The organism is Fructilactobacillus sp. X2R1C3, assembly GCF_059901425.1.
Map to the genome: position 1 here is coordinate 91,939 of NZ_JBWXUW010000004.1, position 24,582 is coordinate 116,520.

General features: G+C 43.2%; 23 protein-coding genes. 12 read left to right on the forward strand and 11 right to left on the reverse strand.

What is annotated here, in order from left to right; all coding sequences use genetic code 11:
• Positions 1 to 153: 153 nt before the first annotated feature.
• The 11 genes from AC6UDD_RS05510 to rpmH form a co-directional block, all read right to left on the reverse strand.
• Positions 154 to 771: an NADPH-dependent FMN reductase gene (locus tag AC6UDD_RS05510; protein WP_500719462.1), complete on the reverse strand. Its 618-nt coding sequence runs from the start codon at positions 769 to 771 to the stop codon at positions 154 to 156.
• A 98-nt stretch (positions 772 to 869) separates the two neighbouring features.
• Positions 870 to 2,507 carry a ribokinase gene (gene rbsK, locus AC6UDD_RS05515; protein ID WP_500719464.1) on the reverse strand — a complete coding sequence of 546 codons (1,638 nt, stop codon included), beginning with the start codon at positions 2,505 to 2,507 and terminating at the stop codon, positions 870 to 872.
• A 217-nt stretch (positions 2,508 to 2,724) separates the two neighbouring features.
• Positions 2,725 to 3,009, reverse strand: coding sequence for a type II toxin-antitoxin system YafQ family toxin (locus AC6UDD_RS05520; RefSeq protein WP_500719466.1), 285 nt, complete (start codon positions 3,007 to 3,009; stop codon positions 2,725 to 2,727).
• On the reverse strand, positions 3,002 to 3,256 hold the full coding sequence (locus AC6UDD_RS05525; RefSeq protein ID WP_500719467.1) for a type II toxin-antitoxin system RelB/DinJ family antitoxin: 255 nt from the start codon (positions 3,254 to 3,256) through the stop codon (positions 3,002 to 3,004). The genes AC6UDD_RS05520 and AC6UDD_RS05525 overlap by 8 nt, the downstream gene beginning before the upstream one ends.
• Before the next feature lie 102 nt (positions 3,257 to 3,358).
• Complete coding sequence (locus AC6UDD_RS05530; protein ID WP_500719469.1) at positions 3,359 to 4,243, reverse strand: ROK family protein; 885 nt, start codon at positions 4,241 to 4,243, stop codon at positions 3,359 to 3,361.
• 152 nt (positions 4,244 to 4,395) lie between these two features.
• On the reverse strand, positions 4,396 to 6,324 hold the full coding sequence (mnmG, locus tag AC6UDD_RS05535) for a tRNA uridine-5-carboxymethylaminomethyl(34) synthesis enzyme MnmG (protein ID WP_500719471.1): 1,929 nt from the start codon (positions 6,322 to 6,324) through the stop codon (positions 4,396 to 4,398).
• A gap of 26 nt (positions 6,325 to 6,350) precedes the next feature.
• The gene (gene mnmE, locus AC6UDD_RS05540) at positions 6,351 to 7,748 is read right to left on the reverse strand and encodes a tRNA uridine-5-carboxymethylaminomethyl(34) synthesis GTPase MnmE (protein ID WP_500719473.1); all 1,398 of its coding nucleotides are present in this window, start codon (positions 7,746 to 7,748) and stop codon (positions 6,351 to 6,353) included.
• 146 nt (positions 7,749 to 7,894) lie between these two features.
• Positions 7,895 to 8,614, reverse strand: coding sequence for an RNA-binding cell elongation regulator Jag/EloR (jag, locus tag AC6UDD_RS05545; RefSeq protein WP_500719475.1), 720 nt, complete (start codon positions 8,612 to 8,614; stop codon positions 7,895 to 7,897).
• Positions 8,615 to 8,761: 147 nt separating this feature from the next.
• Complete coding sequence (locus AC6UDD_RS05550) at positions 8,762 to 9,598, reverse strand: YidC/Oxa1 family membrane protein insertase (protein WP_500696254.1); 837 nt, start codon at positions 9,596 to 9,598, stop codon at positions 8,762 to 8,764.
• 2 nt (positions 9,599 to 9,600) lie between these two features.
• Positions 9,601 to 9,957 (reverse strand): ribonuclease P protein component, encoded by a 357-nt coding sequence (gene rnpA, locus AC6UDD_RS05555; RefSeq protein ID WP_500719477.1) that lies wholly within the window; start codon positions 9,955 to 9,957, stop codon positions 9,601 to 9,603.
• Between the two features lie 58 nt (positions 9,958 to 10,015).
• Positions 10,016 to 10,150 carry a 50S ribosomal protein L34 gene (gene rpmH / locus AC6UDD_RS05560; protein WP_500719479.1) on the reverse strand — a complete coding sequence of 45 codons (135 nt, stop codon included), beginning with the start codon at positions 10,148 to 10,150 and terminating at the stop codon, positions 10,016 to 10,018.
• A 482-nt stretch (positions 10,151 to 10,632) separates the two neighbouring features.
• On the opposite strand from rpmH, the gene dnaA reads away from it, so the two are divergent.
• From dnaA to rplI, 12 genes are all read left to right on the forward strand, one after another.
• On the forward strand, positions 10,633 to 11,973 hold the full coding sequence (dnaA, locus tag AC6UDD_RS05565) for a chromosomal replication initiator protein DnaA (RefSeq protein ID WP_500719481.1): 1,341 nt from the start codon (positions 10,633 to 10,635) through the stop codon (positions 11,971 to 11,973).
• 216 nt (positions 11,974 to 12,189) lie between these two features.
• Positions 12,190 to 13,329, forward strand: a complete 1,140-nt coding sequence (dnaN, locus tag AC6UDD_RS05570) for a DNA polymerase III subunit beta (protein ID WP_500719483.1) — start codon at positions 12,190 to 12,192, stop codon at positions 13,327 to 13,329.
• 263 nt (positions 13,330 to 13,592) lie between these two features.
• The gene (yaaA, locus tag AC6UDD_RS05575; RefSeq protein ID WP_039143789.1) at positions 13,593 to 13,811 is read left to right on the forward strand and encodes a S4 domain-containing protein YaaA; all 219 of its coding nucleotides are present in this window, start codon (positions 13,593 to 13,595) and stop codon (positions 13,809 to 13,811) included.
• Between the two features lie 8 nt (positions 13,812 to 13,819).
• Positions 13,820 to 14,935: a DNA replication/repair protein RecF gene (gene recF / locus AC6UDD_RS05580; RefSeq protein WP_500719485.1), complete on the forward strand. Its 1,116-nt coding sequence runs from the start codon at positions 13,820 to 13,822 to the stop codon at positions 14,933 to 14,935.
• Positions 14,936 to 14,956: 21 nt separating this feature from the next.
• The gene (gene gyrB / locus AC6UDD_RS05585) at positions 14,957 to 16,906 is read left to right on the forward strand and encodes a DNA topoisomerase (ATP-hydrolyzing) subunit B (RefSeq protein WP_500719487.1); all 1,950 of its coding nucleotides are present in this window, start codon (positions 14,957 to 14,959) and stop codon (positions 16,904 to 16,906) included.
• A 123-nt stretch (positions 16,907 to 17,029) separates the two neighbouring features.
• On the forward strand, positions 17,030 to 19,471 hold the full coding sequence (gene gyrA, locus AC6UDD_RS05590; RefSeq protein WP_500719631.1) for a DNA gyrase subunit A: 2,442 nt from the start codon (positions 17,030 to 17,032) through the stop codon (positions 19,469 to 19,471).
• A gap of 186 nt (positions 19,472 to 19,657) precedes the next feature.
• Positions 19,658 to 20,629 (forward strand): GMP reductase, encoded by a 972-nt coding sequence (locus tag AC6UDD_RS05595; RefSeq protein ID WP_500719489.1) that lies wholly within the window; start codon positions 19,658 to 19,660, stop codon positions 20,627 to 20,629.
• A gap of 183 nt (positions 20,630 to 20,812) precedes the next feature.
• Entirely contained in the window at positions 20,813 to 21,112 is a 300-nt protein-coding gene (rpsF, locus tag AC6UDD_RS05600; RefSeq protein WP_500694200.1) for a 30S ribosomal protein S6, read from the forward strand.
• A 25-nt stretch (positions 21,113 to 21,137) separates the two neighbouring features.
• Positions 21,138 to 21,647 (forward strand): single-stranded DNA-binding protein, encoded by a 510-nt coding sequence (gene ssb, locus AC6UDD_RS05605; RefSeq protein WP_500719491.1) that lies wholly within the window; start codon positions 21,138 to 21,140, stop codon positions 21,645 to 21,647.
• Between the two features lie 38 nt (positions 21,648 to 21,685).
• Positions 21,686 to 21,922 (forward strand): 30S ribosomal protein S18, encoded by a 237-nt coding sequence (gene rpsR / locus AC6UDD_RS05610; RefSeq protein ID WP_010022194.1) that lies wholly within the window; start codon positions 21,686 to 21,688, stop codon positions 21,920 to 21,922.
• Positions 21,923 to 22,032: 110 nt separating this feature from the next.
• Positions 22,033 to 24,054, forward strand: a complete 2,022-nt coding sequence (locus AC6UDD_RS05615; RefSeq protein ID WP_500719493.1) for a DHH family phosphoesterase — start codon at positions 22,033 to 22,035, stop codon at positions 24,052 to 24,054.
• 51 nt (positions 24,055 to 24,105) lie between these two features.
• Complete coding sequence (gene rplI, locus AC6UDD_RS05620) at positions 24,106 to 24,558, forward strand: 50S ribosomal protein L9 (RefSeq protein ID WP_500719495.1); 453 nt, start codon at positions 24,106 to 24,108, stop codon at positions 24,556 to 24,558.
• The last annotated feature ends 24 nt before the right edge of the window (positions 24,559 to 24,582 follow it).

A 24,582-nucleotide genomic window follows, 5' to 3' on the forward strand; every position in this document is an offset into this window, starting at 1 on the left:
ACAACTGTGTAGCTTTTTAAGTTATAAACTAACTTTTGTAAATCATCATCTTCAAAAACCGTAATATCGATTAATAAGTGTACCACGTCACTTCAAACCAATAGTGACAGGTGCTTTGACAAATTGTTTCATGTGAAACTATCTTAATTTTGTTTATTTATCATAAATACTGGCATCATATTTAAAGGGATGGTCCTTAAATAACTGACCGTAAAACGCGATTTCGGTAAAAGCTCGATTTAACTTCTTTATGTCCACAGTTTTACCGGGAGCATCTTTTAAAAAGCTCCCGTCGTCAGCAAAATTTTTATCAACCTTTCGAATTAAAGTTGGCTTTGGCAGGGTAAACAAGCCTAGTTGTCCAAGCGTTGGTAACAAGGCTGGATAGGAAAATTGACCACCCCGTGAATTATTAGAATAAGTAACAATCTTGGCCGGTTTGCCCTTGGCTTCAAACGCCAAGAAGTCGAGCGCATTCTTTAGAACAGCCGGAAACGAATGATTATACTCGGGAACCAAAAAGAGATAACCGTCCGCATTCTGCATGTCATCCACCCATTTTTGTTCATTAGGTTTTAAAATTCGATTTTGATTATCCATTGGCGCAACATCTTCGTAGAAAAACGGCAAATCGTAGTCCGATAAACTAATAAAATTATACTTTGCATCATTAACCCGCTCAAAATCATCCTGTCGATTACGTAAATACTTAAAGATCCGACGCCCCAGACTGGCCTTTCTTGAACTACTCAAAATAACGTTAATTGTCATTAAACATCACCTCAACTCATTTTCTAATCATTATACCTTTAAAATCAAAATAAAAAACCGAACCAGCTTTATCGCCGATCCGGAAATTTACTTATCAACTATTTATTAGCTTCTTCTTTTTTCGGACGATCAATTACTTTCACTTTATCGCCACCGATAATTAACTGGTCACAAATATTTAAGAACAGGCCATGTTCAACAACCCCAGTGTAGTTTTTAAGATTATGAGCTAACTTAGTTAAATCGGCATCTTCTGGAATCGTAATGTCGATCAGGTAGTTTCCTGAGTCGGTCTGGAGAATGTCACCGTCGTCTCTGAAGCGGAACTCCGGCTTGTATCCGGCCTCATTTAAGTATCGGAAGACTCCCATCCCACCAAACGGAATGACTTCAACCGGTAACTTCTGGCCGGCTAAGGTCTTGTGATACTTGGTCGAATCAACGATCCAAACATTCTTGTCTGACATGGTTGCGACTAATTTCTCAAACAGTAAGGCAGCTCCGCCACCCTTGATTCCGTTGAGCTTGTCGTCAACGGCGTCGGCGCCATCAACCGTCAAGTCCACGCGATCAATGGTGTTAACGTCAAGCATTGGCATGCCAAGGCTCTCGGCTAATTTCTCGGTGCCAACTGAAGTTGCGACACACTGAACGTCCAAACCTTCTTTTTTGATTCGTTCGTTAATGGCTTTGACGAAGTAGGCTGCGGTACTGCCAGATCCAAGCCCTAGCACAATGTGATTGGGAACTTGGGCAGCAGCGTATTCAGCAGCTTGTTTCTTTTCTTTTTCGATCACTTCTTTGGTCTTAGAAGTCTTGCTGATGACGTCCAAAACATCCTTTTCATAAGGAATGGAGTTCTGCGCTCCAGCCACCTGCACCGTCAGTGATGAGGCATGGTTGGCGTACAACATCGCATCTTTGATGTTGGCACTGTTTAAATCAAGTCGAGATGCCAAGGCTCCGATGAAGGTATCACCAGCGGCAGTCGTGTCGACAGCTTTGACCTTAAAGGCTGGAATGAAGGCATGACTGGCTGGGGTTGCGTAGAACGAACCCTTGTCACCCACGGTGATGATGACCATTCTAATGCCTAGCTTAAAGAAGTATTCGGCGTTCTTCATCATGGAATCGTCGTCAATCACCTTAATCCCAGTAAGCGCTTCTGCTTCGGTCTCGTTAGGGGTAATAATGTCAGTCAATTGCAGGAGTTCTTCTGGTAACTTCTTGGCTGGCGCTGGGTTCAAAATAGTCTGAACCTCATTTTTCTTCGCAATCTTAAATGCTTCGATAATGGTTGGTACCGGAATCTCTAATTGCGCAATCGCACGGTCCGCATTCTTTACGGCGTCTTCATGTTGGTCAACGTCCTCCGGTGTCATTGCCATGTTGGCTCCCCCATAGACATAGATGGAGTTCTGACCAGTACTATCAACGGTAATGTAGGCCTGACCAGTTTGTTGTGCTTTAGAGGTAATCACGGAATCAAGGTTCATCCCGTCCTTTTTAAATCCTTCCATCATGAACTTGGCGTCTTCATCATCACCTAGTTTAGTGATAAAAGTCGTATCGGCACCAGATCTTGCCGCAGCAATTGCCTGATTGGCACCCTTTCCGCCACCATGAGATTCCTGGTGATTCTTGACCGCCAGTGTTTCACCTGGCAACGCATACTTATCAACGTTTAGAACCTTATCAACGTTGGTGGATCCAATCACAACAACTTTTTTACTCATTTTACTGCCTCCCTATTTGCAACCGCTTTCATTATGTATCCATCATATCATTGTAAGAAGTTGTTGTACATGGATTTGGTCAGAAATGATGTTTCTTATCACGGATGGTTGATTAATACAACATTAAACTCCGTATAAATCAAAACCTCTAATTATCATAAATAACTAGAGGCCTAAGTAACACTATTAATAATTTACAGTAAATCTAGATAAAAAATTAAAATAAATCTGAATGACTACCAGTATCAATCAACTTAATATATTCCCCATCGTAACGATATATTAACAACCAATCTGGCTTTATATGTAGCTCTCTTTCAGGTTTTCTATTGACCAAAGCATGATCATTATACTTAGCTGGAAGAGGCAAATCTTTCATTAATATTTCGAAAATACAATTAAATTGTTTTTTATTATAATTTGGATTTTTTAAGATTGATTTATAATGCTTTTTAAACTTATTTTCAATGGCAAGCTTATAAACATAAGAATTTTTACTCATTTAACCACTTCAACCCTTCATCAGGATTATCAAACTTCTTATAGTCATTACTCTTAATTGCTTTAGTTAAACGTTCATTTGGAGCATCAACTTCAAAAGGAAGCCCCCCATGATTGATTGTTTGTTGCATAAATGTTTTAAAAGCCTCATTTGGTGAACTAATTCCACTTGCGTCTAGAACTTCATCAAATTGTTTTTTTGTTTCAGTATCTACTCTAAAATGAATTTGTGACTTACTAGGTGTCATGATTATCCCTCCTTATTTTTAAGGTACCATGTGGTACCATAAATGTCAATTTACACAAAAAAAGAGACACCCGTAGGCATCCCTTTCAAACAATTTAATTAATTATTTCTTTGATTCATCCAAAGCTTTTTTAGCTAATACGAAATCACCAAAAGTAGCGGAACCGTTGTGTGGTACGACTGGACGACTAATGTATTCGTCAAGTGGACCAACATCAAGGTAGTTATCAAACAACAGATTGAATTGATCTCTGACCTTTTGCACGAATTGAGGAGTACATACTCCCCCACCAAGCACAATTTGGTCAGGACGGAAGTTAACCGTTAAACTGATAACCCCTTGGGCAATGTAGTATGCAATGATGTTCCAAACTGGATCATCTGGTGGAGTATCTTGACCCTTAATGTTGTTTCGAGCTTCAAAAGTCGGACCAGAAGCAACTCCTTCAAGACAGTCACCGTGATAAGGACAGATTCCAGGAAAGTTCATGTCATCTTGGTGTCTCTTAACGCGAATGTGACCAAATTCAGGAGTTCCACGAACCCCTAAGAATTCATCTTTAATGACGGTTCCAGCACCAATCCCAGTTCCATCAGTGATGTAACTAACGGCTTCAATGTTGTTATTAGCCTGCTTGCGTTTGATGTATTCACCGTAAGCCGAACCGTTAACGTCGGTCGTCCAGTAAATTGGAACGCCAAATTCGCGTTTCATGGTTCCAACAAAGTTGACGTTACTCCAACCCTTTTTAGGGGTTTTAATAATCCAACCGTATTTGTCGGAGTCCTTTCGAACGTCGATTGGTCCAAATGATGCAATCCCAAATGCATCAATGTGATCAAACTTCTTAAAGTATTCAACGACCTTTGCTAAAGTTTCTTCTGGTGTCGTAGTTGGAATATGAACACTATCAACAATATTGAAATCGTCATCCCCAACGGCACAAACGAACTTTGTTCCACCTGCTTCAATACTTCCATATCGCATAAAAATGATCCCCTTTGCCATTTTTTTGTATCGTTTATTGTTAACAGTATAAAGCGCTTACATATTGATTGCAATAGTTTACCACAAAAATTGTTAAAAACTTAATTTAGAAATAACAAAAAGCTGGACTATTCACGTAGTCCAGCTTAATCTTATTTTTTCTTCGCAATTTTTCCCTGCTGAATGTACACGGAAAGAATGGCAATGTCAGATGGATTGACCCCACTGATTCGGGCAGCCTGTGCGATCGTCTCCGGTTGGATTTTCTCCAACTTTTGCCGACCCTCAGTCGCAATCCCATCAATTACGGAATAATCAATCTTATCGGGAATCTTCTTGGACTCCATCTTCTTCATGCGGGCGACCTTGTCCTCTTCCTTTTTGATGTAGCCAGCGTATTTTGTTCTAATCTCAACCTGCTCAACCACTTCTGGATCCAGTTTTTTATCTGGAGCGGGAATAAAATCAAGTAACTTTTCGTAATTTACATACGGACGCCGCAAGAACTGAGCCGCGATGATGCCATCCTTCAGTGGCTTATCACCTTGAGCTTCCACAAATTGATTGACCTTCTCACTCGGTTTAATCCGCACGGTGTTCAACCGCTTGATTTCATCCTCAACGGCACTGCGTTTTTCAACAAATTTGGCATAACGTTCGTCTGAAATCAGACCCAACTGGTGACCAATGGGAGTCAGACGCATGTCAGCATTATCATTTCTAAGCAGGAGGCGATACTCGGCTCGACTTGTCAAAAGTCGGTATGGTTCGTTGGTTCCCTTAGTAACCAGGTCATCAATCAAGACGCCAATGTATCCTTGGTCCCGCTGCAAAATCAACGGGTCTTTTCCCTGAATCTTAAGGGCCGCGTTAATTCCGGCAATCAAGCCTTGTCCGGCAGCCTCTTCGTAGCCCGAGGTACCGTTAGTTTGGCCGGCACTAAATAATCCACTGACCTTCTTGGTTTCAAGGGTTGGTTTCAACTGGTATGGAGAGATAATGTCATACTCGATCGCATAACCGGGACGCATCATCTTAGCGTCTTCAAGACCCTTCACGGAGTGCAACATCTGTTGTTGCACTTCTTCTGGAAGTGAGGTCGACATCCCATCGACGTACCACTCTTCGTTGTGGCGTCCCTCCGGCTCTAAGAAGACCTGGTGCCGCTTCTTGTCCGCAAACCGAACCACTTTGTCTTCAATTGACGGACAATACCGGGGACCGACTCCTTCGATCACACCGGTAAACATCGGGGCCCGATCCAAATTATCCTTGATAATCTGATGAGTTTCCTCGTTGGTGTACGTTAACCAGCACGAAATCTGTTTTGAAACCGGTAAATAATCGGCGTACGGGGTGGTGTAACTGAAATGATGGGGCGTTTCGTCGCCCGGTTGCTCCTCCGCTTCATCGTAGTGAATGGTCTCACCGTTGACACGCGGTGGGGTCCCGGTCTTAAAGCGCTTCAGTTCAAAGCCTAAGTCTTCCAGGTTTTCTGAAAGATGAATGGCTGGAATTGAGTTGTTGGGACCCGAGGAATACATCAATTCGCCGATGATGATCTTACCACGAGCGGCAGTTCCGGCACAGATGACCACGGCTTTGGAGTGATATTTGGCACCCGTATTGGTAACCACACCTTCAACCTGACCGTCTTTAACAATCAGACGTTCCACGATTCCCTGGCGGAGCGTCAAATTGGGCTCTTTTTCCAGGGTGTTCTTCATTTCATGGTGATAGGCGTGCTTATCCGCCTGCGCTCTTAAAGCTCTAACGGCGGGACCCTTCCCGGTGTTTAACATCCGCATCTGAATGTAGGTCTTGTCGATGTTTTTACCCATCTCACCACCAAGGGCGTCGATCTCTCTGACGACCGTTCCCTTAGCGGGACCACCAACCGACGGATTACATGGCATAAACGCCACCATATCAAGATTAATTGTCACAAGCAGTGTTTTTTGACCCATGCGGGCGGCGGCCAGTGCGGCTTCACAACCAGCGTGGCCGGCTCCAACGACGATGACGTCATAATCGCCACCGTTGTAGGTCTGCTTCACTTCTTGCTGTATCATTTTATTCATTTAAAAACCTCCATTGAGTCAAAGTCTTATTTCCCCAAACAGAACTGACTAAATAATTGATCCAACAATTCGCCATCGTAACTATCACCAGTGATTTCACCCAGTAAATCCCAAGCGTTCGTCATGTCAATCTGAACTAAATCAACGGGCATTCCGTTATTTAACCCATTTTCAACGGACTGAAGGGCGTCACTGGCCTGTTGTAAGAGGCTGATATGTCTGGCATTAGTAACCATGACGTCATTTTGGGAACTCTTAATGCCACCGGTAAAAAACATCTTTGAAATCATGTCCTCTAGAGACTTCGTACCGTCATCCTTTACGGCTTGGGTCTTAATCACGTTATCAGCGTGATAGTGATTTTTAAGTTCATCCACATCAATTTTTTCGGGTAAATCCGTTTTATTCAATAGGATAATGCGCTTGCTGTGCTGCGTCAGATCCAAAAGTTCCCGATCTTCGTCAGTCAGCGGTTCACTAGCGTTTAACACCAACAAAACCAAGTCCGCCTGTTTGATTGCTTTTCTGGAACGATCGACTCCAATTTTTTCGACCTTATCCTTAGTGTCACGAATCCCGGCGGTATCCACCAGGTGCAGCGGCACTCCCGAAACGTTCACGTATTCGTCCAAAACGTCCCGTGTGGTACCCGGAACGTCGGTTACAATCGCCTTGTCTTCGTGTAAGAGTCGGTTCAACAAACTCGACTTGCCCACGTTCGGACGTCCAATGATGGCGGTGTTTAAACCGTCTCGTAAGACTTTTCCCTGTTTAGCCGTTTTTAGCAATTGGTCAATCTGGGCCTTTAGTTCCTTGGACTTATCCATTAAAAGCTTGGACGTCATCGTCTCCACGTCGTCGTACTCCGGATAATCAATGTTGACTTCGACCTGAGCCAGCACGTCTAAGATGTCCTGACGCAGGTGTTTAATTAGATGAGAGAGATTGCCGTCGAGTTGATTTAAAGCGGCTTTCATCGATTCATCGGTCTTGGCCTCAATCAGATCCATCACGGCTTCCGATTGTGAAAGGTCCAAACGTCCGTTTAAAAAGGCCCGCTTAGTGAATTCACCCGGTTCTGCCATTCTGGCACCGTTACTTAAAACCAACTGCAAAATCTTATTAGTTGCCACAATTCCACCGTGACAGTTAATTTCAATAATGTCTTCCTTGGTATACGTCTTGGGTGCCCTCATGACCGAAAGCATCACTTCATCAACTTCACTGTTGTGATTGGACGGATCAACGATGTGACCGTAGTTAATCGTGTTGGACGCCACCTTTTCAAGGTTCTTGCCCCGATAAATCTTTTCAGCCACCTTCATTGCATCCGATCCACTAACTCGAACAATCGAGATTCCACCTTCACCAGGTGGGGTCGAAATTGCCGCAATGGTATCGTAATCAGTCGTTGTCAGTGCCACTTTAAAAACTCCTTTCTCATTTTTAATCGCATAAAAAAAGTACTTAAACCACGCCCGTTGCGTGGATAAAGTACTTTCACTACTTTACCTATTCGAATTTACAATCCTCCATATAATAGGACGAAAGTTTTATTTTGTCAATCAATTTAACGTGGGGCGACGACAATCGAACGATGCGGTTCACGACCAGCCGAATACGTCATCACGTAGGGATTATCTTGAAGCGTCACGTGAATCTGTTTACGCTCAAAAGATGGCATCGGGTCTAGATAGACCGGCTTGCCAGTGGCGGAGACCTCTCTTGCGGTGCGGTCAGCTAAACTAGTAAGGATCTGAAGTCTGCGACTGCGATAATTAGCCGTATCTAGCTCGACCTCTAGGTAACTAATCCCAATATTATTTAGATAAATCCCACTTAACTCCTGTAAGGCGTTAATCGTGCGACCGTGTTTGCCAATCAAAAGGCCCTCTTTGGGCGTATCAAAATTAATGGTCACGTGGCGATTGTTTGGCATCTCATAACTTAGTTCGGCCTCAATCCCCATCTGATCAGTAATTGCCTGTAAATATTTAATTAGACCACTAATGGCCTCGACGTTTCTGGCGTGACGATCCTCAGTTTGAACTGGATTAGCAACCGCCGTGCTCGCCTCTCTTTTAATCTTTAACTTGCCACCTGCTGGTCTTTGATCTGGAGCAGATGATTTCACTTTCATTTCAACTTCTGCGGGATGTTTAAAAAGTCCGAGAAATCCTTTACTTGCGGTTTTAATAACTTTAATTTCAACATTATTTCGATTAGTATCAAGTGATTTTAAGCCATTTTTAACGGCTTCTTCGATGGTGGCTCCGGTGTATTTCGTCATTATTGTTCTCCTATTTTTGTAAACGTCTAACGCTATTAATCTTAGCACAAATTAAATAGCTGTTGGAATAGGATTTTAGAGATGTAATATTACATTTGCCACAAAAATAAAAAAAAGCAGACCACCATCTGCTTTTTATCTAGTAATTTATTTGTGATGTTTACTCTGTTTGGCCTTCCGAATGGCTTTTTTAACGGCGCGATCGTGCTGCCGTTTTTCACGTTCTTTTTCTTCACGTTCACGATTAATCTTCCAGGGGTTCTGAATCAATAACGTCTGAACCACTTGGAACGCGTTGGTGACCACCCAGTACAGTGACAAGGCAGATGGAACGTTTAACGCAGTGAAGAAGATAATGATTGGCATCCCAATCGTCATCATCGTGGTCATTCCGTTTGATTCGGGTTGACCCTTCATTGACAACCACGAACTAAGGAACGTGAACACGGCGGCCAAAACTGGCAGGATGTAGTACGGATCCGGAGTTCCCAGCTGTAACCACAAGAAGTGACCAGTTCGCAGGATGTGAGTTCGCCAGATGGCTTGATACAAGGCAAAGATCACTGGCAACTGGACTACCATTGGTAAACAGCCGGCCCATGGATTAATTCCTGCTTCCTTATAGAGCTTCTGCTGCTCGGTCTGCAGTTTTTCCATGGTCTCAGAATCTTTACTTGAGTACTTCTTTTGAAGAGCCTTCAGCTGGGGCTGAATTTCCTGGGTCTTCTTCATACTCTTCGTTTGATACATCATTAATGGAAGAAGAATAATTCTAACCAAAATGGTGAAGAGGATGATTCCGATTCCGTAGTTATCGCCAAAGAATTTTGATAACCAAATAATCACTCTTGAGAAATTCAAGACAACTAAGCCATCCCAAATTCCTTTACTATGACTAGTAATTGGGGCGTTACTACATGCCGTAAGCACCAGACCAATACTGGCAATCGCAAGTGTAGTAGCGATTCGTTTAAGTTTTTTCAATTTTATTCCTCGCTATAATCAGAATCTAGTAAATGAGCTAACTTTAAAACATGAATTAGACTGGCCTTAACGTCTTTTTGTGACATCGCATCCGCTCTCGGTCTAGCAATGATTAAAAAATCAACGTCCGTTCTTAGGTCTGGCTTTAACTCGGTGATCGACTGGCGAATTCTACGTTTTACCCAGTTGCGATGCACGGCATTTCCAATCTTCTTTCCAACGGAAATCCCGATGCGGAAATGTTTTTGTCCCGGCTTTTCCAGTTGATACACGACAAACTGTCGATTAGCAACCGAATCATGTTTTTCGAAAACCTTTTGAAAGTCAGCTTCTTTTTTGACACGGTACGATTTTCTCATGAATAATCTCCAAGTATTTTCAAAAAATAATGAAAAAGACCACTGAATGGTCAGTGGCCTATGCCGATAATACTTTTCTACCTTTTTGACGTCGACGTGATAACACTTTACGACCTTTACCAGTGCTCATACGTTTTCTAAATCCGTGAACGCGGTTTCTACGACGCTTCTTTGGTTGGTAAGTTCTTTTCATTACTAACCCTCCTTACTAATTAATCGCCTATATTAAATTGTTTATTCAATAGCTTTTCTAACTTATAGTATCACAAATTGAACAATCTTCAAATAGGGATTTTAAATTCATAGGTAACACTCCGTTCGATTCAAAAAAGTTTCATAAAATTTACCTGTGGATTATTGTGGATAACTTATACCATAATTAACACGAATCCAACACGTTTTTGAACAAAAACACAGCATGTTAACAACGTTAACCACAATCTGTGGATAAAAACAATAATCATGCTGTTATTGCCGCCATAATGGGAATCAGTTGTTCACATTTTTATGTCAATTTACTAAAATATTGATTAGAATTCCATGGTTATCAACATCTCTGTGGATAAGTAGTGAACACCCTGTGAAACATTTGTCCACACCCTGTTTTTTCTGTGGAAAACTTTTTTGCTACATGATATTATACAATCATAATTTAAACACAAGGAGTCACTCTCAATGGATCAAAACGAACTATGGGACAAAATTAAAAGTAAATTTAAAGCGGATCCGAAATTTGAGGGAACGACATATGACACGTGGATTGCCACCGTGAAACCAATTTCATACGACGGCGACACCCTAACACTCGAATTACCATCCTCGCTTCACCGTGACTACTGGGAGAAGATGCTTAAAAGTCAACTGGTTGAGTACGCTTATGCCATTACCTATAAGAACATTTCGCCCAAGTTTGTTCTAGAAGAAGAACTTAAAAAGGAACAAACTCCAGCTCCAAAAACCGAAAATGATGGGCAAAAACCGTATAGTTACACCGATACGCACCTGGAACCCAACTATACCTTTGAGACCTTCGTGATTGGGCAGGGTAACAAGATGGCTCAGGCCGCTGCGCTAGCGGTCAGTGAATCACCCGGAAAATTGTACAATCCGCTCTTCTTATATGGTGGAGTTGGTTTAGGTAAAACCCACTTGATGCACGCGATTGGCAACAACATCATCAAACACGACCCGAGTCAGCGGGTGATGTACGTCACGAGTGAGAAATTCGCCAACGACTTTATCGGCGCCATCCAGAACAACAAGATGGATGATTTCAGACACGTTTATCGAAACATCGACGTCCTTTTAGTTGATGACATCCAGTTCTTTGGCAATAAGGAAGGAACTCAGGATGAGTTCTTTAACACCTTTCAAGCGTTATATTCCAATCACAAACAGATTGTCCTAACGTCTGACCGCTTGCCAAACGAGGTGCCAAAACTAAAGGACCGGTTGGTATCACGATTTGCGTGGGGCCTGTCCGTTGACATTACTGCTCCCGATTTAGAGACTAGAACCGCCATCCTTAGGGCCAAGGCCAAAGCTGACAACATGAACATTCCAGCGGACGCACTAGGTTACATCGCGAGTCAAATTGAATCCAACGTCCGAGAACTGGAGGGCGCGTTATCACGGGTGCAGGCTTACGCCAAACTCAACAACTCGCCCATTGACACTGAGCTGGTAGCAAACGCTCTACGACCATTGAAGTTAGCAAAAGCACGTTCGGCTCTAACCGTGTCGGATATCATCTCAAAAGTCGCCTCTTACTATCACATTAGCGTCAAGGAAATTAAGGGAACCAAACGGGTCAAGGCCATCGTGGTTCCCAGACAGGTTGCCATGTACCTGTCACGTGAAATGACCGACAATTCGCTTCCAAAGATTGGTGACGAATTCGGTGGCAAGGATCACACGACCGTCATTCACGCCTACGACAAGATTAGTAAAATGGCCGCGAATGATTCTGATTTAAGTAAACAAATCTCAGACATCAAGACGGAACTCCAACACTAAGCGTTGCTCGTTTTAAAAATGTTATAATGACGGGTGTGGATAAACGGAAAGTTAACCGTTGATTTACCCACAAAGTTATCCACAGTTGATAACTTTTATTCCGTAACTAATCCTTGAGTTATCCACAGTATTAACAGTGCCTACTGCTTCTACTGTTTTTTATCTTTTTAATTAAGTAAATAAACATGCACCACATTTTGAGGGGGAAATTTGGCAATGAAATTCGTAATTAACCGTAATGCTTTCATCAAAGCACTAAATACCGTATCAAGAGCAATCTCATCAAAAACGACCATTCCAATTTTGACTGGTTTAAAATTAGACGTATCAGAAAGTGACATCCTACTAACCGGTAGTAACGCTGACGTTTCAATTCAAACAAGTGTTCAAGCATCTAACCCGGATAATGAACTCACGATTAAGTCCACCGGTAGTATCGTCTTACCGGCTAGGTTCTTTAGTGAGATCGTTAAAAAGTTACCCGATAAAACCATGTCATTAGAAGTTGGTGACAACTTTCAGACCACGATTAAATCCGGTAATTCAGAATTTACCATCAATGGTCTTGATGCGAACGGTTACCCACATCTTCCAGAAGTTGATTCCGAAAATACGGTTGATTTAGCAGCCGATATTTTCAGACAGGTTATCGGACAGACGGTCATTGCGGTTTCAAAGCAGGAAAGTCGTCCAATCTTGACTGGGGTGCACTTCACGCTTGCTAACAATAAGTTGCTGGCGGTTGCGACCGACAGTCACCGTTTAAGCCAACGAAGAGTTAGCCTCCCAGCTGATGATGACGGGAAATTCGACGTGGTCATCCCAGGTGACAGTTTGAAAGAACTCTCTCACATGCTTGACGGAATCGATCAAAACATTCAGATGAACCTGTCAGAGAACCAAGTCCTCTTTACTCTCGGCGACACCCGGTTCTACTCACGTCTACTTGAAGGTAACTATCCTGATACATCACGCCTGATTCCAAAGACGTCAAGTACCAAGATGGAATTTGCGGCCGGCGACTTGCTCGCCGCAATTGAGCGGGCTTCACTCTTGTCACATGAATCACGAAATAATGTCATTAAGTTGACGATTAAACCAACCGACCAAGTCGTTACCATTTCGGGGAATTCTCCTGACGTCGGAACCGTTGAGGAAGACTTAAAACCAAAGGCTTCAGAGGGTGACGACCTTGAAATTTCGTTTAACCCCGATTACATGAAGGAAGCCCTTAGAGTTTTTGGCCAAACTGACATCGAGATTGCGTTTACCTCAGCCCTTCGTCCGTTTACGTTGGTTCCAACCGAAAACAAAGAAGATTTCATCCAACTGATTACCCCAGTTCGAACATTTTAATTAAGAATGATTACTAACGACCTTCATTTTGAGGTCGTTTTTTTTATGTCCTGAAAATGAAACCAAATTTTGCCTACCAAAGACTTCAAAATATTAAAAAAGCTCATATTTCCATTTATTTACGAATATGAGCTTTTTAGATCATTTTAGGCATTTTTGTCTAGAAATACGTATATGCGCATAAAACGCATAAAATCGCCCGATTTATGTACTTTTGCTAAATTTTGGCGTATAATAGAAATAGATTGAAAGTGGGTGAATTCATGAAAAAAGACATTTTCATAACGACTCCGTACATAACTTTAGGGCAACTCTTAAAAGAAGAGAACATTGTTGAATCAGGTGGCAAAGCGAAGTGGTACTTAAAGGAAAATATGGTGTACCTAAACGATGAACCTGAGAATCGACGTGGCAAGAAACTCTACAAAGGTGATACGGTCTCAATTCCGGACGTAGGGATGTTTTTTATTAAGACAAAGTAGGGTTAAGCATGCAGCTAGAAGAATTGAAATTACGCAATTTTCGTAATTATAAGGATGCTGACGTTCATTTCTCAGATGGAGTGAACGTGTTACTTGGACAAAACGCCCAGGGCAAAACCAATCTACTTGAAGCGATTTACGCGCTCGCACTCACCAAGAGCCATCGGACCACTACCAATCGTGATTTGATTAATTGGGAAGAGAACCATGCGCAATTGTGGGGGAGAGTTAAAAAGAACCACACCACTACTGAACTAGAGCTTGATTTTGGTAAAAATGGCAAACGAGCTAAGGTCAATCACATTGAGCAGCCCAAGCTATCGTCTTACGTTGGGCAGCTGAACGTGATTTTGTTTGCCCCCGAAGATTTGTCGATTGTAAAGGGTTCGCCTCAGATTAGAAGGCATTTTATGGACATGGAGTTTGGCCAGATGAGTAATCGCTACCTATACAACATGACCCAGTACCGGCGAATTTTGAAACAGCGAAATGCCTATTTACGTGAACTCTCACTTCACAAGCAGAGTGATCTAGTCTACCTGGATGTGCTGTCAGACCAGCTTTCAGCGTATGCCGCTGAGATTATTTTTCAACGCATTCAACTGATTGCCAAGTTACAGAAGTGGTCTTCGACCATTCACCACGAGATCTCACAGCAAAAGGAAACGTTGCGATTTAAGTACGTCACCGCGCTAAAAAAGGCTGATTTAACGTCGGTAGAACGAATCTATCAGAGTCTGCTGACCAAATTTAAGGCCAATCGGGATAAGGAAATTAGACAAGGAACGACCATCTTTGGTCCGCATCGTGACGATTTACACTTCATGGTCAACGGCAAGGATGTCTCGACCTTTGGCTCACAGGGGCAACAGCGAACGGCGGCACTATCCACGAAGTTGGCCGAGATCGATTTAATGAAAGAAGAAACCGGTGAGTACCCGGTGTTACTACTTGATGATGTTTTGTCTGAACTAGATGAAAGTCGGCAGACCCACTTGCTGACTGCCATTCAGGATCGGGTTCAAACCTTTCTAACCACCACAAGTATGAGTGGGGTCGCATCTGATTTAATCAACAATCCCAAGACTTTTCACATTGAAAAGGGAGTCATTGTATCCGAGTAACGTAGTTAAGGAGGAATTGTAGTGACTGATCAAGAAAAAGAAGCAAAAAGGGAACGGGCCGGGGAGTACGACGCTAGCCAAATCCAGGTCTTAAAGGGACTGGAAGCGGTCAGAAAGCGTCCCGGAATGTACATTGGAGCCACTAATGAACAGGGACTTCATCATTTAGTTTGGGAAATTATCGATAACGGAATTGACGAAGCGTTGGCGGGTTTTGCTGACGAAATCAACGTTACCGTGGAAAAAGATAATAGTATTACGGTCGTGGATAACGGTCGGGGAATTCCCGTTGACACCCAAAAAGATACCGGTAAGTCGGCTTTAGAGACCGTCTTCACCATTCTTCACGCTGGTGGTAAATTTGGCGGTGGCGGATACAAAGTATCTGGTGGACTTCACGGAGTTGGAGCCTCAGTGGTAAATGCCTTGTCAAAGGAACTGGACGTCGTCGTTACCAAGGGCGGTAAGCGTTACTACATGGACTTTGAAAGAGGTCACGTCAAGACCCCAATGAAAGTCATTGGCGACGCACCCAGGGATGCCCACGGAACTAAGGTCCACTTTGTTCCCGATCCAGACATCTTTACCGAGACCACGACCTTTAACATGAAGACTTTGACCACTCGTGTTAGAGAACTGGCCTTTTTAAACAAAGGCTTAAGAATCACAATCAGAGACGATCGTCCGGAAAAACCCGTGGAACACGATTTCTTCTACGAAGGTGGAATTCGTCATTACGTAGAATTCCTTGATCGGGGTCGGACTCCAATCTTCAAGGATCCTATCTACATTGAGGGTCAGGAAAATGGCATCACGGTGGAAGTTTCCATTCAGTACACTAACGATTACCACAGCACCCTTTTGACGTTTACTAATAACATTAATACTTATGAGGGTGGAACCCACGAAGAAGGATTTAAGCAAGCATTGACCCGAATTATCAATAACTACGGGAGAAACAACAACTTAATTAAGGATAGCGAACCGAATCTTTCTGGTGACGATGTTCGAGAAGGAATGACCGCGGTCGTTTCGGTTAAGCATCCCGATCCTCAATTTGAGGGTCAGACCAAGACCAAACTTGGTAACTCTGATGCAAGAACCGCTACGAATCACATTTTTGGTCAGGAATTTTCCAAGTTCATGATGGAACATCCGCAAATTGCCGAACAGATTGTTGAGAAGGGTTCCGTGGCATCTAAAGCTCGAGCCGCCGCTAAAAGGGCTCGAGAAGTAACCAGAAAACGAAGCGGACTTGAAATCAACAGTTTACCCGGGAAGTTAGCTAACAATACTAGTAAGGATCCGAAAGTTTCCGAGTTATTCATCGTCGAAGGTGACTCGGCTGGAGGTTCCGCTAAACAGGGTCGTTCTAGACTGACGCAGGCCATCCTGCCAATTCGTGGCAAGATTTTAAACGTTGAAAAGGCCACGATGGAAAAAATTCTTGCCAACGAAGAAATTCGTTCTTTGTTTACCGCGATGGGGACTGGCTTTGGCAGTGACTTCGACATTAATAAGGTTAACTACCACAAGTTAATCATCATGACCGATGCCGATGTCGATGGGGCCCACATCCAGATTTTGCTTCTCACCTTAATTTATAACTACATGCGTCCAATGATTGATGCTGGATACGTCTACATTGCCCAGCCACCGTTGTACCGAGTTCGTCAGGGAAATAAGTTCCAACGATACGTTGATTCTGATGAAGAACTTCAGGAGTTGTTAGCTCAACTTCCAGCTTCACCAAAACCACAAATTCAACGATACAAAGGTTTAGGCGAAATGGATGCCTCACAGTTGTGGGACACCACCATGAATCCAGATCATCGTCGTTTACTAAGGGTTACTTCTGATGATGCTTCGGCTGCTCAAGAAGCCTTCACCATGTTAATGGGTGAAAAGGTGGCTCCAAGACGGAAGTTTATTGAAGACAACGCAACCTTTGTTGAAAACCTGGATGTATAAATTGTTTCACGTGAAACAATTAGGTTAATTGACTGATTTAACAAGGAATGGAGGCAAAATCTCTTGGCAAATGAAGAAAATAATAAACCAAGTCGAGTTCAAAACATTGAATTATCGAAGAAGATGAGATCATCATTCTTGGATTATGCAATGAGTGTGATTGTGTCCCGTGCGCTTCCTGACGTTCGTGACGGTTTGAAACCGGTTCATCGTCGGATCCTATACGACATGCACGAACTAGGAGTTACACCGGATAAGCCTTACAAGAAATCCGCGCGAATTGTTGGGGATGTTCTAGGAAAATTCCATCCTCACGGTGACAGTTCCGTGTACGAGGCCATGGTTAGAATGGCTCAGGAATTTAGTTATCGTTACATGCTAGTTGACGGACACGGAAATTTTGGTTCCGTCGACGGTGATGGTGCCGCTGCCATGCGTTACACCGAGGTGCGACTCTCCAAGATTGCGATGGAAATGTTGCGTGACATTAACAAGGACACCGTTGATTTTCAGCCCAACTACGATGGGACTGAGCGTGAACCAGTGGTCTTACCGGCTCGAATACCGAACCTCCTTTTAAACGGAGCTTCTGGAATCGCGGTTGGAATGGCCACTAACATTCCACCTCACAATTTAAGCGAAGTAATTAGTGCGATTCATATTTTGATGCGAAATCCAGACGCTACCACCAATGATTTGATGGAAGCTCTTCCTGGACCTGACTTCCCAACTGGGGGAGTGGTTATGGGTAAATCTGGAATCAGAAAGGCCTACGAAACGGGCCGTGGTAGCATCATTGTTCGTGCCAAGGTTGACATTGAAGAACAAAAAAACGGCAAGCAGCGCATTATTGCGACTGAATTGCCGTACATGGTCAATAAGGCCAAGTTAATCGAACGGATTGCGGAACTAGTAAGGGACAAACGAATTGAGGGCATTACCGCCATTAATGATGAGTCCGATAAGGACGGAATGCGGGTTGTGATTGATGTCAAACGGGATGCTTCAGCTGAAGTTATCTTGAACAATCTGTACAAATTAACCCTGATGCAAACCTCCTTTAGTTTCAACATGCTAGCCATCGTTGATGGGGCTCCGAAAGTCTTGAGTCTGAAACAAATTCTGCAGTACTACCTGGAGTACCAGGTGGAAGTTATTACCAGAAGAACTAAGTTTGATTTGCGTAAGGCACAGGCTCGAGCTCACATTCTGGAAGGTTTACTGGTTGCCCTTGACAACATTGACGCTGTCATCAAGATTATTCGTAATTCTGCGACCGGCGATATTGCCAAAAACGAACTGATTAGTAATTTTGATTTAGACGACAAGCAAGCCCAGGCGATCTTGGACATGCGACTGGTTCGTTTAACTGGACTGGAACGTGGCAAGATTACCGACGAACACAACAAATTACTGGCTAACATTAAAGATTACAAGGACATTTTAAGCAGTCGAAAACGAATCAACGGCATCATTTACGATGAACTCCTTGAGATTCAGAAGAAGTTTGGTGACAAACGTCGGACTGAATTGCTGGTTGGTGAAATTACCAGCATTGAGGACGAAGACCTAATCGAAGAGGAAAACGTCGTAATTACGTTGACCCACAATGGCTACATTAAACGGTTACCAACCGATGAGTTCAAGGCCCAGAATCGTGGGGGTCGTGGAATTCAAGGAATGGGCGTTAATAAGGACGATTTCATTGAACACCTCCTGTCAACGGCAACCCATGATCGACTCTTGTTCTTCACCAACGCTGGCAAAGTTTATAGTATGAAAGCCTACGAAGTTCCGGAATATGGACGATCAGCGAAGGGAATTCCAATTGTTAACCTCTTAAACTTAGGTCAAAATGAGAAGATCCAGACGGTCATCAGTATTTCTTCTCAACACAACGATCAGGACAAGTACCTGTTCTTTACCACTAAGCTAGGAACGGTTAAACGGACTCCGGTTTCTGACTTCTTGAACATCAGAAAGAACGGTTTGAAGGCCATTCACTTACACGATAATGACGAAGTAATTGGCGTTTCAATCGTTGATAATGGTGACAACATGATCATTGGGACCCACTTGGGATACGCCGTTAGCTTTAAGGCCGATGACGTTCGTTCCATGGGACGTTCGGCTTCAGGTGTTAGAGGAGTTCGCCTTAGACCAAACGACTATGTCGTTGGAGCGGCCATCCTGACACCGGATAGTGACGTGTTTGTCATTTCTGAAAATGGATACGGGAAACGCACGAAAGCCGCCGACTACCCGATCAAGGGTCGTGGTGGTAAAGGAATCAAGACGTCAAACGTTACCAAGAAGAATGGTCCACTAGTTGGGTTGAGTACCGTGACTGGCGATGAAGACATCATGTTAATCACTAACATGGGAGTCATGATTCGGTTTGCGGTTAATAACGTTTCAGAGACTGGTCGTGCCACCCTTGGAGTTCACTTAATCCGAGTCGATGATCATGCCAAAGTTGCGACGATGGCTGTCGTTGCTAAGGATGAAGAGAATGAGTCAAAGGTCAATGAACCAGCTTCATCTACTGATCAATCCGAAGAATAATGCTTTAAAATAACACTACGTTAACGGTAGTGCTATTTTTTTGGCTAAATTTATGGCTAATATTCGTAAATTGGCACTTTCATGTTGATTAAATGGGTCAATTCGATTATGATATTGGTTGTGTTTGAAACAATCAAAGTAAATTTGACAAAATAGTTCGTAAAATAATCAAGGAGAGTTATGAAGATGGACGTGTTTGATTACGAAGATATTCAACTGATTCCGAATAAGTGTGTGGTCAATTCTAGAAGTGAGTGTGATACTTCCGTTGAATTTGGTGGCCGTAAGTTCAAGATTCCGGTCGTACCCGCCAACATGCAGACGGTCATTAATGCTGATTTAGCCGAAAGCCTCGCCAAAAACGGCTATTTTTACGTCATGCACCGTTTTCAACCCGAAAAACGACTTGATTTTGTTAAAAAGATGCACGCTGATGGCGTGTTTGCCTCCATCAGTATTGGGGTTAAGCCTGGCGAGTATGATTTCATTAAGGAGTTAGTCAAAGCCAACCAAATTCCTGAATATATCACGATTGATATTGCTCACGGATACTCAGACTCGGTTATCAATATGATTAAATTCGTCAAAGAACAAATGCCCGACACCTTCCTGATTGCCGGAAACGTCGGAACGCCAGAAGCCGTCCGGGCACTTGAAAATGCTGGAGCGGACGCTACCAAGGTCGGGATTGGACCCGGGAAAGCCTGCATCACCAAGATTAAGACCGGATTTGGAACAGGGGGATGGCAACTAGCCGCCATTCGTTACTGTGCTAAAGGTGCCAGAAAGCCGATCATCGCTGACGGTGGGATTCGGACCGACGGTGATATCGCCAAATCAATTCGCTTTGGTGCTACAATGTGCATGATTGGATCGATGTTTGCGGGTCACGAAGAGTCACCCGGTAAAAAAGTTGAAAAAGACGGCAAAGAGTACAAAGAGTATTTTGGTTCCGCATCGCAATTTCAAAAGGGCGCCTACAAAAACGTCGAGGGTAAGAAGCTGCTGGTTCCGTTTAAGGGCAGCATTTACGACACTTTAAGAGAAATGCAGGAAGACTTGCAGTCATCAATTTCTTATGCTGGTGGAAAAGACATCGATGCCATTAGAAAAGTTGATTACGTAGTCGTAAAAAATTCAATTTATAATGGTGATTAAAAAAAAGATTTAATAAATGCTTCGTATTTAATCATGTATCGCAAGTCAACGTCTCAAATGTCTTATTGAAGTAAATAACAATCAATGATATAATCAGTCGTTGTGAGTTTAATTAGATTTTAATTGACTCCCCTTGCTCTTCAAATCACTGGAGAGCCGACAGTCCACAAGGAGGTGTAATTCATGGAAAACAAATACGAAATTACTTACATCATCAGACCAGATATCGACGATGCTGCCAAGACTGACTTGGTCAACCGATTCGATAAGATCTTGACTGATAACGGTGCAAACGTAATCGATTCAAAAGACTGGCAAAAACGTCGTCTTGCTTACGAAATCGGCGGTTACAATGAAGGTACTTACCACATTGTTAACGTTGAGGAAGGCGACAACGACCAAGGTCTAGACGAGTTTGACCGTCTTGCTAAGTTTAATAAAGACATCTTACGTCATATGATCGTAAGAAGAGACGACAAATAATTTAGAATGAAAGGAGTTTTTCAGTATGATTAATACAGTAGTTCTTACTGGACGCTTAACACGAGACGTTGATTTGCGATACACCCAAAACGGCGCAGCAGTGGGTACTTTTACGCTAGCTGTTGACCGTCGTTTCACTAACTCGAATGGTGATCGGGAAGCTGACTTCGTCAACTGTGTCATTTGGCGCAAATCAGCTGAAAACTTTGCCAACTTCGTGCATAAGGGGTCACTTGTTGGAATCGAAGGTCGGATTCAGACCCGAAATTACGAAAACAAGCAAGGCCAACGAGTTTATGTTACCGAAGTAGTCGTTGAGAACTTCACCCTACTTGAACCACGTTCACAGAACGGGAATGGTCAGGGTCAAGCAAACAACGGTGGCAATCACGCTCCTAGCGAAAATCCATTTGGAACTCCAAAGACGAGTGGTCAAGCCACTCCTAACAATAGCAAGGGTAACGACAATTCGAACGATCCGTTTGCTAACTCTGGAGACCAGATTGATATTTCCGATGATGATCTTCCATTTTAATGGAACGATTTGATTAATGTTTTAGGAGGGAATTACACATGGCTCAACAAAGAAGAGGTGGCCATCGTCGCCGTAAGGTTGACTTTATCGCCGCTAATCACATTGAATACATTGATTACAAAGACGTTGATTTGTTAAGACGTTTCGTATCAGAACGTGGTAAGATTTTACCTCGTCGAGTTACCGGAACAAGCGCTAAAAACCAACGTAAGTTGACCATTGCGATCAAGCGTGCCCGCATCATGGGTTTAATGCCATTCGTAGTTGGTGACTAATGAAGAATCTGAGACTTAACTAATTTAGTTAGGTCTTTTTTTATCCTATTATTGGGGTGGCCTCAATGTGATAAAATGGAAGAAATAATGGAGAAAAGATGGGAGTTACTATGAAGAAATTCTTTTCACAAATGACGTTGCCGCCATTTTTAAAAAATACACGATTAAGAAAAATTACGATTTTTATTGCAATTTCATTGATTTTGGGACTAGTAATTGCCTTTCTCTACAACTTCTTTATCGGAATCGTTCTTTTACTGATTGCTTGTGTGGGACTCGTCTACACCATTAACACGATGAACCGCGTGGGTGAAGAATCCGATAAGTACATCAACGATCTGTCCTATCAAATCATGCGCGGGCAACAGGAGTCGTTGCTTGAGATGCCGATTGGGATCTTAATCTTTGATGATAAACACGTGGTGGAGTGGATTAACCCATATTTACAACCGTACTTTGATAGTACGGAAGTGGTCGGCTATCCACTTGACCATTCTGCTCCGGACCTCTTTGACATCATTCAGGCCAACCTTGACCAGACCAAGCCGATTGAGGTTACCTGGCGCGGGCACATGTTCGACATGTTGATTCAAAAGGAATACAACACCGTCTACATGATGGACATTACCCACTATGCGGAGATTGAAAGTAAGTATGAGAACGGTAAAATTGCGGTCGGACAGATTTTTCTGGATAACTTTGACGAAATTACGCAATCAATGAGTGACCAGGACGTCTCAAACCTGAGAAACTACATCACCAATGAACTGAGTTCGTGGGCGCAGGAATACGGGATTTTTCTAAAACGAATTGATGCCGATCATTACTTTATTCTGTTGTACGTTTCCGCGTTAAATCAGATTGAGGCGGATAAATTCAAGATTTTAGACGTAATTCGTGAGAATACCTCTAAACAAAACCTGCCGTTGACCCTTAGTATGGGAATTTCATACGATGATAATAACTTAAATAATCTGGCCGACCAGGCCCAAAGTAACCTTGATTTAGCCCTTGGTCGTGGTGGCGATCAGGTCGTCGTCAAGGCCAAGGACAAAGAAGCCCGCTACTACGGTGGAAAGACGAACCCAATGGAGAAACGAACGCGGGTCCGAGCGCGAATGATTTCCCACGCTTTACAGGAACTAATGAAAGAATCGGATCAGATCTTCGTTCAGGGGCACGCCCAACCTGACATGGACGCAATGGGAGCCGCCATGGGAATTAGACGGATTGCCCAGATGAACGGGAAGCAGTGTTGGATCGTGATGGATGACGAAGAGCCGCACTCTGACATCAAGCGGTTATTAAACGCGATTGATGATTATCCAGACATTAAGGAATCAATTATTACCCCGGATAAGGCGTTGAAAAGGGCCACTGACAACAGTCTGCTGATTATGGTTGACCATTCCAAGCCTGACATGGGGGTTTCAGGTGACCTGTACAAACGCTTAAAGAACCGCGTGGTCATCATCGACCATCACCGACGTGGTGAGGACTTCCCCGAGAATCCGATCCTGGTTTACATTGAACCCTACGCTTCTTCGGCCTGTGAACTGATTACCGAAATGTTTGAGTACCAGTCTCAAGACGCCGATCCCATCAACCAGCTAGAAGCAACCGCCATGCTGAGTGGGATTGTGGTTGACACCCAATCCTTTACCATTAGGACGGGAACGAGAACGTTTGACGCAGCGAGTTATCTGCGGTCAGCTGGTGCTAATGCTGACGAAATGGCCGATTTCATGAAGGAAAGCATCAATAATTACATGGCACGAAACCACCTGATTTCCATGATGGAACAGATTGATGAGAACATGGCCCTGATCACCGCTGAAGATGATAAGGAGTATGATTCTGTCATTGCTGCACAAGCGGTTGATTCGCTTTTGACAATTGACGGAGTGGAAGCCTCGTTTATCGTCTTTAAGCGAACGAACGGTAACATTGGAATTTCGGCACGAAGTAATGGTAACATTAACGTTCAGTTGATTATGGAAGCACTCGGTGGGGGTGGCCACTTATCAGCGGGAGCCACGCAAATTCCCGATGAAAGTGTTTCAGAAGTTAAGAAGACGCTGCTGGGTGCCATTGATAAAATCGTTAATAACGATGAAAAAACGGACAAATAGCAGAATTAGTTTAAATCTGTTAAATTATTAGTAAACAAGGAGTGATTTAAAATGAAAGTAATCTTTTTAAGCGATGTTAAAGGTAAGGGAAACCGGGGCGAGGTTAAGGACATGCCGTCTGGGTACGCCAACAACTTTTTGATTAAAAAAGGTCTTGCTAAAGAAGCTACCAAGCAAGCCATCAGTGAGTTAAAGGCTCAACAACACGTTGAACAGGAGCACGAGCAAGAGGAATTAGCAGATTCCAAGAAACTGAAAAAAGAGCTTGAAAATGACAAAACCGTTGTTGAGTTGAAGGCTAAGGCTGGATCTGACGGGCGCTTGTTCGGTTCCATTACCAGTAAACAGATTGCCCAGGGACTTTTAGATCAGTACAACATTAAACTGGATAAGCGGAAGATTGAACTTAGTGAACCAATCAAGGCCATGGGTTACACCGATGTTCCCGTTAAGGTTCATCCCCAAGTTTCCGCTCAAATTCGGGTTCACGTAAGCGAAAAATAATCGTAAGTTGCAGTTAGAAAAGAG

Excerpts from the sequence above, each read along its gene's own strand:
- rplI (WP_500719495.1), top strand. The coding sequence starts at position 24,106 with ATGAAAGTAATCTTTTTAAGCGATGTTAAAGGTAAGGGAAACCGGGGC.
- gyrA (WP_500719631.1), top strand. The coding sequence starts at position 17,030 with ATGAGATCATCATTCTTGGATTATGCAATGAGTGTGATTGTGTCCCGT.
- AC6UDD_RS05595 (WP_500719489.1), top strand. The coding sequence starts at position 19,658 with ATGGACGTGTTTGATTACGAAGATATTCAACTGATTCCGAATAAGTGT.
- rnpA (WP_500719477.1), bottom strand. The coding sequence starts at position 9,957 with ATGAGAAAATCGTACCGTGTCAAAAAAGAAGCTGACTTTCAAAAGGTT.
- AC6UDD_RS05525 (WP_500719467.1), bottom strand. The coding sequence starts at position 3,256 with ATGACACCTAGTAAGTCACAAATTCATTTTAGAGTAGATACTGAAACA.
- AC6UDD_RS05530 (WP_500719469.1), bottom strand. The coding sequence starts at position 4,243 with ATGCGATATGGAAGTATTGAAGCAGGTGGAACAAAGTTCGTTTGTGCC.
- rpmH (WP_500719479.1), bottom strand. The coding sequence starts at position 10,150 with ATGAAAAGAACTTACCAACCAAAGAAGCGTCGTAGAAACCGCGTTCAC.
- yaaA (WP_039143789.1), top strand. The coding sequence starts at position 13,593 with ATGAAAAAAGACATTTTCATAACGACTCCGTACATAACTTTAGGGCAA.
- rpsF (WP_500694200.1), top strand. The coding sequence starts at position 20,813 with ATGGAAAACAAATACGAAATTACTTACATCATCAGACCAGATATCGAC.
- ssb (WP_500719491.1), top strand. The coding sequence starts at position 21,138 with ATGATTAATACAGTAGTTCTTACTGGACGCTTAACACGAGACGTTGAT.
- mnmG (WP_500719471.1), bottom strand. The coding sequence starts at position 6,324 with ATGAATAAAATGATACAGCAAGAAGTGAAGCAGACCTACAACGGTGGC.
- rpsR (WP_010022194.1), top strand. The coding sequence starts at position 21,686 with ATGGCTCAACAAAGAAGAGGTGGCCATCGTCGCCGTAAGGTTGACTTT.
- dnaA (WP_500719481.1), top strand. The coding sequence starts at position 10,633 with ATGGATCAAAACGAACTATGGGACAAAATTAAAAGTAAATTTAAAGCG.
- rbsK (WP_500719464.1), bottom strand. The coding sequence starts at position 2,507 with ATGAGTAAAAAAGTTGTTGTGATTGGATCCACCAACGTTGATAAGGTT.
- jag (WP_500719475.1), bottom strand. The coding sequence starts at position 8,614 with ATGACGAAATACACCGGAGCCACCATCGAAGAAGCCGTTAAAAATGGC.
- dnaN (WP_500719483.1), top strand. The coding sequence starts at position 12,190 with ATGAAATTCGTAATTAACCGTAATGCTTTCATCAAAGCACTAAATACC.
- AC6UDD_RS05510 (WP_500719462.1), bottom strand. The coding sequence starts at position 771 with ATGACAATTAACGTTATTTTGAGTAGTTCAAGAAAGGCCAGTCTGGGG.
- AC6UDD_RS05520 (WP_500719466.1), bottom strand. The coding sequence starts at position 3,009 with ATGAGTAAAAATTCTTATGTTTATAAGCTTGCCATTGAAAATAAGTTT.
- recF (WP_500719485.1), top strand. The coding sequence starts at position 13,820 with ATGCAGCTAGAAGAATTGAAATTACGCAATTTTCGTAATTATAAGGAT.
- AC6UDD_RS05615 (WP_500719493.1), top strand. The coding sequence starts at position 22,033 with ATGAAGAAATTCTTTTCACAAATGACGTTGCCGCCATTTTTAAAAAAT.